Genomic DNA, 9,095 nt, shown 5'->3' on the forward strand with positions numbered 1-9,095 from the left:
GAACGGAAAGAAGACCAATGAAAGACGTAGTGATCATCGGCGGCGGGCTCGCCGGACTGTCGGCGGCGTGGCGGCTGCGGCACTGGGACCTGCAGGTTCTCGAGTCCGACAACCAGCGGGTCGGCGGCCGGATCCGTTCCGAGCAGCACGGCCAGTACGTGATGAACTGGGGCGGGCACATGTTCGCCGGCGCAGGCAGCTCGAGTGCAGAGCTGGTCGCCGAGACCGGTACGCGGTGGGCGGCGATCCCGGGCTCGCTGCAGGGCATGGCCATGAACGGGAAGTTCCTGAGTACCGGCCTGATCCAGACATACCCGTTCCGGATCCCGATGACGACCAAGGATCGGTTGTCCCTGCTCAAGGTGGGCGCGCGGCTCGGTGCCGACGTCCTTCGGTACAAGCAGGCCGCGCGGCGTCGCAGTGGTGAAACGCCGGAGGTCCGGCAGCAGCGCATCTTCAACTTCGAGGACGAGCGCACGTTCGCCGACTACATCGGCGAGGCCACCGAGACGGCGAAGGACTTCTACTGCTCGGTGGCGATGCGGTCCGCCGCGGACCCCGACGTACTGTCCGCGGGCGCCGGTATCGGCTACTTCAACCTGATCTGGAACATCGGCCAGGGGCTGGGCAACTACATCGTCGGCGGCGCCGCGACTCTGACCGAGACGATCGCGCAGTCGATCCGCGACCGGGTCGAGCTCGGCGCGGTCGTGAACGAGGTCGTCCAGAACCGCGACCACGTCGTCGTCCACTACACCCAGGACGGGACCGACCACGAGGTCAAGGCCCGCACCGCGGTGCTCGCAACCCCGGCGTCGATCACCCGCAAGATCGCCGTGAACCTGCGCCCCGAACTGCGCGACGCGCTCGGGCAGATCAAGTACGGGCCGCACGTGGCCGGCGCGTTCCTGACCAACGAGCAGCAACCGATGCCTTACGACGGCACCTACGGCATCGCAACCCCCAACAGGTCTTTCACCGTTGCACTGAACCAGGGCAACCTGACCCGCGGCCGCGAGACCACCCGCCAGCCGGGCGGCAGCATGATGACGTTCTCACCGGCGAGCCTCGGCTACAAGCTGTGGGACCTGCCCGAGAAGGAGATCGTCGACATCTACCTGAACGATCTCGACCAGATCTTCCCGGGATTCGCGAACATCGTCACCGACGGGCGGGTGGAGAAGTTCGAATTCGGTTCCCCGTTCTGCTTCCCCGGCCGCCACAAGCTCCAGCCCGAGCTCACCCGACCCTCGGAGCGAGTCTTCCTGGCGGGCGACTTCCTCGGCACTTTCTACACCGACACCGCAGTGAGTTCAGGTTTCACCGCGGCGCAGGGGGCGGCCAGCGTCCTGGCCACCGCACGACAGACCGCCGGCGCCTGACCTGCCCACGCCAACCCCAAGACACCAGAAGGAGGCCGACATGGCCAAGGAACTCCGCGGCGTTCTCACCGCACTTCCCACCCCGTTCACTGCCGACGATCAGATCGACGCCGGGCTCATGCAGAAGGTCGTCGACCGCAGCATCGACGCCGGCGTCGACGCGCTCGTCGTCGGTGGCGGCACGGGTGAGTACACGTCGCTGACGAATGCCGAGCGCCGGCAGATCTTCGAGATCGTCGTCGAGCACACCGCCGGCCGCGTCCCAGTGGTCGCGCACACCGGATCGCTCACGACCCGCGAGGCGGTGGGCCTGTCCCGCGCGGCAGAAGCCACTGGCGCCGATGCCCTCATGCTCATCACCCCGTTCTACGAGCCTCTCACCGAGACCGAGATCAGCCGGTACGTCGAGACCGTTGCGGGTTCGGTCAGTGTGCCGATCATGCTCTACAACAACCCCGGCGTGACCGGTGTGAACCTCGGCGCCGAGGGCATCGCGCGGTTCGGGCGCGAGATCGACAACATCGAATACGTCAAGGACTCGAGCCACGACTGGGAGCAGGCCCTGCGCCTGATCCACCACCACAGCGACGACATCAAGCTGATCATGGGCTGGGACAGCTTCAGCTTCGGCGCCCTCACCGAGGGGGCGGCCGGCATCATGGCCGGCGCGGCGAACGTCGTTCCAAATGAGATCGTTGCGGTCGTCCGGGCAATCCGTGAAGGCGATCTGAACCGCGCCCTCGAAAACTGGCTGCGAGTGTTCCCGGCCATCGACGCGATGATGGCGGTCCCGTTCACCCAGGCGGTGAAGGCAGGACTCCGCCTGCAGGGCCTGGACATCGGGAGCCCCCGGTCGCCCCTCGCTGATCTCGAGCCCGGCGCCGAGGCCAGTCTCGAGGCGGCCCTGGACCTCCTGAACCACTGATGACGAACTGCGRCCCGGCCCCGTTTTCGGGGCCGGGCCGCTTCGCCATCTTCCACCGCGGTGTGCCGCGACTACGACCGCCAAGCTGAGGCAGGGACTCAGGACATGGCTGAGGTCCCGTTCATGCGACTACGGGTCGAGTCGCCTGCCGCGCCTCACTACCTTCCGTATGCCCCTGTTTTTTGCGAGGTCTTTGGCTGCCCGGGCCGCGCGCATCGGGTCGCCTGATCGACGCCTGGGGTCGCCGGCCCGCTCGCCTCCGTGACCCTGAAGCTCGCTGGGCGGCGGGGGCATTGCCGGACGTGGACGGGCGAGTTGGTCGGCAGGCAGCATATGGGCGACGCGATCCATGCGGCGTTGGATTGCCGAGACCTCACGGACGGTCCGTTCGACGACGCTGCGGTCGATCGGCGAGATCTCGTCGCGGTCCAGGATGTCGTCGGGCACCTCTCCGGCCTCAGCCTGCCGGAGTTGGTGTTCGAGGCGCAGCAGCTGCAAGACTTCGAATGCCTCGATGAGGCGGTCGGCATCGCGTCCGGGCAGCAGTGCCGAGCCGGAGGCCGCCCGGAGTCGTCCAATGGTCTGCAGTTCTGCGGAGCCGACCCCGAGCGCCACCCACCGGGCAATGTTGATGATCGGTGCGAGCCCGCGGGCCTTGACGTCGAAGGCGTCGCCGCGGCCGGCGAGCTTGTCGCGCATGGTGGTCAGCTTGGCCCGGCGGGCGAGCGACTCGTACAGCAGCATCTCCACAGCGGCCGGGTGGCTGTTGAAGTCGGCGAACACGCGCGCCGGTTCGGGCAGACTCGGGTCGCCGAAGATCGGCCGCGCGTCGACGAGGATCGACGCCATGATCGTGCCCTGATTCTCACGCGGCCGCGCGAGCCAGCCCCTGGCCGCAGCCCGCCACTGCGAGTGAGTCCGGGAAAAGCCTTCGTGCGAGGGGAAGGCGCGGTGGGCATCGACGCTGATCCCGCATCGGGTGAGCACTTCGCCGACCACTGCGAATGCCTGGCGGTAGTGCGGTATTTCGCCGACGCACTCGTCGTCGAAGGTCACGGCGGCATCGACATCGGAGGAGAGTACCGCCTCGCGGCGACCGTTGCTGCCGAGTGAGAGCCAGGTGAACGCCTCCATGGTGAGGTCCGTGTGGTCCTCGAAGACCAGGGTGACCGCGCGCCGGATGATGGCGTCGACGATGGTCGAGTTCACTGCGATGACACGGTCCGCGGCGAGCCCCCGCTCGAGGAGATCGCCGAGCACGGTGGGGACCCGGAGGGCGCGGACGACGAGATCGTCGACGGTTCGCGCTTTACGGATCTGCTCCTTGATGCTGACACCGGCCGTGGTGGACGAAGACATGAAGTCCCGCTCGCCCACTACACCGGTCAGCGCGCCATCTTCGCTTGTGACGAGCAGGAACTGGGCCTCGTGATCGAGCATCTCGATCAGTGCGTCGGCCGACGACGTGCCCAGCGAGGTGGTCGTGGCCGGGTACGTCATCACCGCGTGCGCGGGCGAGTCCACCGGTAACCCCTCGGCGAGGATCCGGCGGCGCAACCCCTCGTCGGTGACGAGGCCGTATCGGCCGTCCCCGATGTCGACGGCGGCGCAGGGAAGGCCACGGCTGGTCATGTCGCGGGCGATGTCTATCGCAGGGGCATCGGCAGCGACGATCAGTGGCGCCTGGCGCACCAGATCCGCCATGACGGTGTAGGTCGGGGGACCGGATGCCAACCGCCGCGCGTGGGAGATGTGTTCGGCGAGGAACCGAGCCCCGCCCCGGGAGGCGAAGGCGGGAATGACCACATCGGCGGGGAATCGAGCGATCTTCGCCGCCGACCTGGCGACGACCCGAGGCCCTATCGCCCTTTCGATCAAGGCCGCGGAGAACCCGAGGGCTTCGCCGCGACCGAAGCTGTCGCCCGGTGGTTCGCCGATCCGGTCGGGATCGAGCCACAGATCGACTTCACCCGAAACGACGACGAAGATGTCCGCAGGCACCTCCGCGAATGCGTCCACCACGAGGTCGCCGGCCGCGAAATTCTGCACGTCCGCGGACGTGACTGCGCGTGCACGGCCCTCGGGCGTCAGCGAGTCGAACGGACGGCAGCTCGCCAGGAGAGCCAACAGATCGGTGGTTTCGGCGCGCTGCGCTGACTCATCCACAGACAAGAGTCGTCCTCTTCGTTCAGGTCGGTCCGAATGCACGGTGGCATTCTGGACTCTGGAGGCCGGGGCATCTCGAGCGAAAACAACTCCTGGCCATGGGGTTACGCGGTGGCACTGTGTTCATATGCGATTCGTGGGGGCTCGGTTGCCGTCAGCACAAGAGACCGCCAGCTCCGCTGCGGATCGGCGCGATGGCCCGGGTCGATGCCGATGATTCGGCCGCCTTCGAGCAGCGTCACCTCGTGGCGCTGCCGGGCATCGTAGAACGTCCTCTCGTCGGCGCAGTCGCCGTGGGAGCCGCTGTGGCCATGCACCTGGCTGAAGGGCATCGGGCGATTGCGCCAGCCCGGGAGCAGTTCGAGTTCGCGGTCGGCCCAGATGGGGCCCACCTGGGGGTTCGGTGGGCCGCCTCCGAGGATGCACCCGCCGTCGAACAGTGCGGTGGCTTCGTCCCGGGCTGTGGCGTTGAGCCGGGCGGCCGACTCGGCGGCAGAGACGGCGCTGTCGAGCTGATGGCGCCAGAACGGTTCGGTGACTCCGGCGTGAGTGATGAGGAATTCTTCGTCCGCCGTGTGGACCGCGACGGCGGCGTGGGCGATGCCGTCGCGCCACCATCGCCGGACGGTCCGCCGGGAGCCGAAGCTCAGGCGTTCATTCCAGTCGAAGACCGGTGGGCGAAGGTAGTGGGCTTCGTGATTGCCGATGAGCTGAATCCACCGCTCGGGCTGTTTGCGGAGGTATCGATCGACGAGACGGACGACGCCGTCGGAGTCAGGGCCACGGTGAATGAGGTCACCCACCTGAACGACGACGAGGTCGTCGGGCAGCCGGCCGTTGTCGTCGGCGCCGAGGCGGCGGAGTTCTCGTGCGAGTTCCTCACGATGCCCACCGATATCGCCGATCACGGCGACACGAATACTCAAGTCGCAGCCTCTTTCGCATCTGGTCGCCCGGGCACCCGCGGACGTGTGTCCGCCTGATGCCCGGGCGATTTCGGGGAAGTCTCGTCAGTGGCTGACGTTCTCAGCTAATTCACTCAGAGGCTTTCCGCCGGTCTCGGGTGCCAGCCACTGTGACAGCGCCGCTCCGACGAACGTGATCGCCGCGGCGATGAGGACAGTGGTGGACACACCCAGATTCTCGATCGAGATCGGAATGAGGAACAGACCGGCGGCCGCTCCTACCCGGCTTCCTGCTGCCGCGAACCCGGTACCAAGCCCTCGAACTTCGGTGGGGAACACCTCGCTCGGGTAGATGGCGGTCATCGCGGTGTAACCGGCATTCAGGAATGAGAAGAGGAGGAACAGTGCGAGCATGATCATCGGCGGCGCACCCGCCCACAGCCCGGCGATCACCAGCACGATCGCCGCGATCCATTGCGGCGGCACCGTGAGCGTTCGCCGCTTCACCCTGTCGACGACGAGGATGGTTGCGGTAACTCCCAACACGGCGAACACCGACAGGCTCACGCCTCCCAGGAGTCCGGTCAGCCCGAAATCCTTCAGAAGATTGTCTGCAAAGGTCGCGATCGCGAAGTACGGGGTGACGGCGCACGCCCAGAACCCCGCCGTGAACAGTGTGGACCGCCAGACCGAAGGCGAGAACAACATGGCGATCGAGCCGGCCGGTCCGCCACTCTTGGCCTTGACCATATCGGTCATGTAGTCGGTGTCCAGATACTTGCCGACGATCCCCTTGGCCTGGTCTTGCTTGCCGTTGCCCCACAACCAGAGCGGCGATTCGGGCAGGCCGATGCGACCGATCAGAATGGCGGCGGCGATCGGAGTGCTCGTCGCCAGCACGATATTCCAGCTCACCCCGGCCTTGTTGAGGTAGTACCCGACGATGTACGCGACGCAGAATCCGGCGTACCACGCGATGACGGTGCCCCCGAGCAACCGACCGCGTAGGTGTGTGGGTGCGAACTCCGCCAGCAGTGGCCAGCCGACGGCGTATTCGATGCCGACGGCGAGGCCCATCGCCAGCCGTACGAGGAACAGCTCGAGCGGCCCGTCGACGAAGAGTTGCGCGGCTGATGCGACGGTAAACAGGACTATGTCCCAGAACAGGAGCGGCTTGCGGCCCAGTTTGTCGGCGAGCCACCCTCCGATCGGAGATCCGATCATGATGCCGATCAGAGCCGAAGCCGCCTCCAACCCGATCCAGGCCGTGGTCATGCCTACGACGTTCGTCTCGATCGTGTGGGCGACCGGTCCGATGATGCCGAGAATGTAGCCGTCGAGGAACATGCCGCCGACCAGGACGGTGATCAGTCGGATCTGGAACTTCTTCCTGTAGGCCTCGGAAGCCTTGCCGCTTGGGCCCGAATCGGCTGTGGCGTTTCCTGTCAATGGCATGGGAATCTCCTGGACGCGCACCAAGTATCGGACTGTGACATATGGATATCTCCTTGCTACGTCAGCGGATCAATCAGCGCCCGGTTGGGCGGCCCGGCGGACCTTGCGAGTCAGTTGCTTCACACGCGGCCCGGGCGGAACTCGCAACCCGGCCATGCGTCCGCCCTCGCCTGTGGGTCAACGCGAGCGTTGCGGCTCGACGCACCTGGCGGAAGTGTTGGACATCACATTCGGGGCTGCATGAAAGGATGCGCCAGAGGGACCTGATCGGGGGAGAGACGCGGGCGATCCGAGCTGCACTGAGTGAAAAGTAGATACTATTCGGGTGTGAGAAGCGGCCCCCTGAAACTGACCGTCGCTCAGCGTGCCGAGTTGAGTCGCATGGCGACATCCCGCCGAACGACGCAAGATCAGGCCGCTCGCGCGAGGATCGTGTTGAGCTGCACGGAAATGGGCGCGGCAGAGGTGGCACGCCGGAGCGACGTCACCGTTCGCACGGTCGCGAAATGGCGCAAGCGGTACGTCGAGTACGGCATCGACGGCCTGGCCGACGCGCCCCGATCGGGCCGGCCGAGCACTGCCGGCGATGTGGTGCACCGCACTCTGACGTGCGTGCTGGAGCCTCCTCCGGAAGGGGGTTGGACCACCCGAAGCATCGCCGAACACGTGGGGGTGAGCCAGTCGACGGTCTCTCGGATTCGGCGCGAACACTATCCGGCGGCGGGTTCCGCTGCCGATCCTGACCTGCCACCCAATGCGGTTCTGGCGTACGTGCACCTCGAGCCGGGAAGCAGCGTGCTCGTGTTTCACAGTGGGCGCACGAAGTCGGGACGGCCGCACCGGAGTGCGTCGACATCGCGCGAGATTTCAGATGCGGTCGAGGTTCTGTTGTGCGGATCCATCTGCGCTGAGGACGTGCCGCGAGGAATGTCAATCGGTTCGGGTGAACGTTTACGCCGCGCGCTTCAGTACGCGCCGCGGGACCGTGCGGTGACGGCGATACTCGACTTCGAACCTGATACGGCCACCGCAGCGTGGGTGCGCCGAACCCGCAGCATCCGGACGGTGACGGTGGAGAGGCGCAGATGGCTGGAATTGCTGGCTCCTGCGGCATCCGCGATCGACGCACGTCAGCTTCCCGAACTGAACGAGCTGGAACGGGCCATCCGCGGGTGGTATCAGGGTTCTCGCGGGGAATTTCAATGGACTCGTTGGGATCGAACTTCTGACTCAGGTACCAAAGTTAGCTCGGCAGCGGCCGAGGCCCGGCGGGAGACAGACGCGGCGATAGTGGTGGCGGGACTGTGCGAGGCGATTGCAGAGGGCGCCCTGCACGCCGGCCGGGTGATCAATGCGCGGACGATGACCTCGCGGACGGGGCTATCGGCGGGGACGCTCGTCGATGCACTGCGACATCTCGTGGAGGACGGCCTGGTCGACCAGGACCGCGCCGGCCACTTCTATGTGCCGACACCCGCCGAACGCGACGTGCTGGAGTCCTACACGGCTCGCGGCCTACTCGGCACTGCGCTCGTGCGTCGTCTGGCGGCACGCGGCGGTGGAGTTCCAGACACCGTCGACGCCCTGTACCAACGCATCGGACGCAGCGCCGTGGAGGACGAGCCACTGGTCACCGGGTCGCTGGATCTGGACCTCCAAGACGAACTGGCGCGCGCGGCGGACATGCCGCGTATCGAAGCGATGTTCACTCGTCTCACCCTGCAGATCCGCCTGTTCGCGGCCGCACTGGGGGTCACATATCAGCATCCCGTGGACGGAATCATCACCGATGACGGCCGCGTCCTGGAGGCGATCGGGAGTTCCGATCAGGATGCCGCGATAGCGGCGTGGCGCGAGAAGATCGACAACTGCATCAGATACATGGTGCCGCACCTCGGCCAGCGCAGGCGCTGACCCGGCCTGGTTGCGGCGCACTGAACCTGGCAAGTAGCTGGCAAAGGGTAGGTAAAGGTCTCGCTGGTTGTTCGCGGCGTCTCAGACTCACGCCACGGCTATGAGCACCGTCGCGGTGAGTGCAGCGGCCAGACCGAGCGCCTGGGATCGCCGGAGGCGCTCGCTCAGGAACACGATTCCCACGATCACGGGGAGGACTGGGTAGAGCGAGGACAAGACAACAGCGACGGTGACGAATTCGGTTCGGAGCGCGTACAGGTATGCGGCCAGCGCGGTCGCGGGTTGCCGCTTGATCCGTTCGACGTCTTCGTGCACCTTGGCCTTCGCACGCGTCGGGATGTCCATCGT

At 66.4% G+C, this 9,095-nt stretch carries 7 protein-coding genes; 3 read left to right on the forward strand and 4 right to left on the reverse strand.

From position 1 onward, the window contains the following. The first annotated feature begins 17 nt into the window (after positions 1-17). Together AC1DWT_RS34375 and AC1DWT_RS34380 are read left to right on the forward strand one after the other, a co-directional pair. Positions 18-1,382: a flavin monoamine oxidase family protein gene (locus AC1DWT_RS34375; protein ID WP_206014977.1), complete on the forward strand. Its 1,365-nt coding sequence runs from the start codon at positions 18-20 to the stop codon at positions 1,380-1,382. 40 nt (positions 1,383-1,422) lie between these two features. Then, the gene (locus AC1DWT_RS34380) at positions 1,423-2,307 is read left to right on the forward strand and encodes a dihydrodipicolinate synthase family protein (protein WP_477924092.1); all 885 of its coding nucleotides are present in this window, start codon (positions 1,423-1,425) and stop codon (positions 2,305-2,307) included. A gap of 129 nt (positions 2,308-2,436) precedes the next feature. Here AC1DWT_RS34380 and AC1DWT_RS34385 read toward each other — a convergent pair whose 3' ends face one another. The 3 genes from AC1DWT_RS34385 to AC1DWT_RS34395 form a co-directional block, all read right to left on the reverse strand. Beyond that, the gene (locus tag AC1DWT_RS34385; RefSeq protein WP_477924098.1) at positions 2,437-4,473 is read right to left on the reverse strand and encodes a putative nucleotidyltransferase substrate binding domain-containing protein; all 2,037 of its coding nucleotides are present in this window, start codon (positions 4,471-4,473) and stop codon (positions 2,437-2,439) included. A gap of 104 nt (positions 4,474-4,577) precedes the next feature. Continuing rightward, positions 4,578-5,399 (reverse strand): metallophosphoesterase, encoded by an 822-nt coding sequence (locus tag AC1DWT_RS34390; protein WP_072946798.1) that lies wholly within the window; start codon positions 5,397-5,399, stop codon positions 4,578-4,580. Between the two features lie 84 nt (positions 5,400-5,483). Further along, positions 5,484-6,833 carry an MFS transporter gene (locus AC1DWT_RS34395; protein WP_477924093.1) on the reverse strand — a complete coding sequence of 450 codons (1,350 nt, stop codon included), beginning with the start codon at positions 6,831-6,833 and terminating at the stop codon, positions 5,484-5,486. 327 nt (positions 6,834-7,160) lie between these two features. Between AC1DWT_RS34395 and AC1DWT_RS34400 the strand changes: the two genes are divergently transcribed. Beyond that, positions 7,161-8,747: a GntR family transcriptional regulator gene (locus AC1DWT_RS34400; RefSeq protein ID WP_477924095.1), complete on the forward strand. Its 1,587-nt coding sequence runs from the start codon at positions 7,161-7,163 to the stop codon at positions 8,745-8,747. A gap of 87 nt (positions 8,748-8,834) precedes the next feature. Here AC1DWT_RS34400 and AC1DWT_RS34405 read toward each other — a convergent pair. Next, positions 8,835-9,095 (reverse strand): EamA family transporter (locus tag AC1DWT_RS34405; protein ID WP_477924096.1); only part of this gene is annotated, 261 nt, incomplete at its 5' end.

Source organism: Rhodococcus sp. P4_B6, assembly GCF_056402215.1.

Coding starts and splice junctions, on each gene's coding strand:
- AC1DWT_RS34395 (WP_477924093.1), bottom strand. CDS start 6,833: ATGCCATTGACAGGAAACGCCACAGCCGATTCGGGCCCAAGCGGCAAG.
- AC1DWT_RS34380 (WP_477924092.1), top strand. CDS start 1,423: ATGGCCAAGGAACTCCGCGGCGTTCTCACCGCACTTCCCACCCCGTTC.
- AC1DWT_RS34375 (WP_206014977.1), top strand. CDS start 18: ATGAAAGACGTAGTGATCATCGGCGGCGGGCTCGCCGGACTGTCGGCG.